2 protein-coding genes are annotated in these 1,822 nt (G+C 74.6%); both read left to right on the top strand.

Annotated elements, in window-relative coordinates; all coding sequences use genetic code 11:
• Window positions 1-134: 134 nt before the first annotated feature.
• Complete coding sequence (locus tag HMPREF0731_RS19680) at window positions 135-1,496, top strand: MFS transporter (RefSeq protein ID WP_007005970.1); 1,362 nt, start codon at window positions 135-137, stop codon at window positions 1,494-1,496.
• A 17-nt stretch (window positions 1,497-1,513) separates the two neighbouring features.
• A complete protein-coding gene (locus tag HMPREF0731_RS19675) occupies window positions 1,514-1,789 on the top strand; it encodes a DUF3253 domain-containing protein (RefSeq protein ID WP_007005969.1) in 276 nt (91 codons plus the stop codon).
• Window positions 1,790-1,822: the final 33 nt, after the last annotated feature.

Here is a 1,822-nt window from a genome sequence, read left to right as displayed (position 1 = left end):
CCGCGCGGGGCCGCCCGCCCTGCTTCCGCCGCACCCCTTCCCTGCCCTGGCCGCCCCTGGCGCGGCGGGACGGCCCGGCGCATGCTTGGCCTCCCGCAAGGTCGCCCCACCCTGCCAGGAGGACAACGCCCCGCATGCCTCAGGACACCGATGGCCTGCCGCCGCCGCAGCGGCGCTGGGCGGTTCTGGCGCTGGCCGTCTCCATCGCCATGGCGGTGATGGATTCCTCGATCGCCAATGTCGCCCTGCCGGCCATCGCGGCCGATCTCAAGGTCTCCTCCTCCGAGGCGATCATGGTGGTGAACGCCTACCAGATCGCCATCGTCGTCTCGCTGCTGCCGCTGGCCTCGCTGGGCGAGCTGGTGGGGCATGAGCGGGTCTACCGCACCGGGCTCGCCATCTTCACCATCGCCTCCTGCTTCTGCGCCTTCTCGGATTCGCTCACCGGGCTGGTGGCGGCGCGGGTGGTGCAGGGCTTCGGCGCCGCCGGGCTGATGAGCGTCAACACCGCGCTCGTCCGCTACATCTACCCGCAGCACCTGCTCGGCCAGGGCGTCGGCGTCAACGCGCTGGTGGTGGCCTTCTCCTCGGTGCTCGGCCCCAGCGTCGCCGCCGGCATCCTGGGGGTCGCGCACTGGCCCTGGATCTTCGCCGTCAACATCCCGCTCGGCTGCCTGGCCTTCGCGCTGGCGCTGCGCTTCCTGCCCGCCACGCCGCGGGCCGGACGCCGCTTCGATGCCGCCTCGGCCCTGCTCAGCGCCGCCACCTTCGGCCTGGTGATGACGGCGCTGGAGCAGTTCTCGCATGGCGCCCCCGCCTGGGCCTGGGGCGGGCTGCTGGCGGGCGGCATCCTGGCCGGTGTCGCGCTCGTCCGGCGGCAGAGCGGCCGCCCGGCGCCGCTGCTGCCGGTGGACCTGCTGCGCATCCCGGTCTTCAGCCTGTCGGTCGCCACCTCCATCGCCTCCTTCGCGGCGCAGATGCTGGCTTTCGTGGCGTTGCCCTTCTACCTGCAGCACAATCTCGGCCGCAGCCAGGTGGAGACGGGTCTGCTGATGACGCCCTGGCCGCTGGTGCTGATCGTCGTCTCGCCGCTGGCCGGCCGCGCTTCGGACCGCATCCCCTCCGGCCTGCTCGGCGGCGTCGGGCTGGTGCTGATGGCGGTGGGCCTCGCCTCGCTGGCGGCGCTGCCCGAGGCGCCCACCGCCTTCGACCTCGGCTGGCGCATCGCGCTCTGCGGCCTCGGCTTCGGCCTGTTCCAGAGCCCGAACAACCGCACCCTGCTCTCCGCCGCCCCGCGCGAGCGCAGCGGCGGCGCCAGCGGCATGCTCTCCACCGCCCGGCTGCTCGGCCAGACCAGTGGCGCCGCGCTCGGCGCCCTGACCCTGCGCCTGGCCGGGGAGGACGGGCCGGTCCTGGCGCTGACGGTGGCCTCTTGCATCGCCGGGGCCGCCGCCCTCATCAGCTTCTCCCGCCTCTCCGCGCCGCGGCGCGCCTAGACTGAAAGTCCGTTCCGATGTCCAGCCTGCCCCCCCGCCCCTCGCCCGAGCGCCTCGCCGAGGAGATCCTGCGCCAGACGGCGGCGCGCGGCCCCGGCGGCTCGATCTGCCCGAGCGAGGTGGCCCGCGCCTTGGCACCGGAAGAACAGTGGCGCAGCCTGATGACGCCGGTGCGCCAGGCGGCGCTGCGGCTGCAGAAGGAGGGCCGGGTGGAGATCCTGCGCAAGGGCAAGCCGGTGCCGGCCGAGGAGGTGCGCGGCGTGATCCGCCTGCGCGCCCCGCATGCGGCGTGACCGCGCGCACCCTTCCCGCCCAGCCCCCGCCCG

This window comes from Pseudoroseomonas cervicalis ATCC 49957 (assembly GCF_000164635.1).
Lineage (GTDB): Bacteria > Pseudomonadota > Alphaproteobacteria > Acetobacterales > Acetobacteraceae > Pseudoroseomonas > Pseudoroseomonas cervicalis.
This window is presented reverse-complemented; position numbering and strand designations above follow the sequence as displayed.

Bases quoted from the DNA above. Each gene is read 5' to 3' on its own strand.
- HMPREF0731_RS19675 (WP_007005969.1), top strand. From the start codon at position 1,514: ATGTCCAGCCTGCCCCCCCGCCCCTCGCCCGAGCGCCTCGCCGAGGAG.
- HMPREF0731_RS19680 (WP_007005970.1), top strand. From the start codon at position 135: ATGCCTCAGGACACCGATGGCCTGCCGCCGCCGCAGCGGCGCTGGGCG.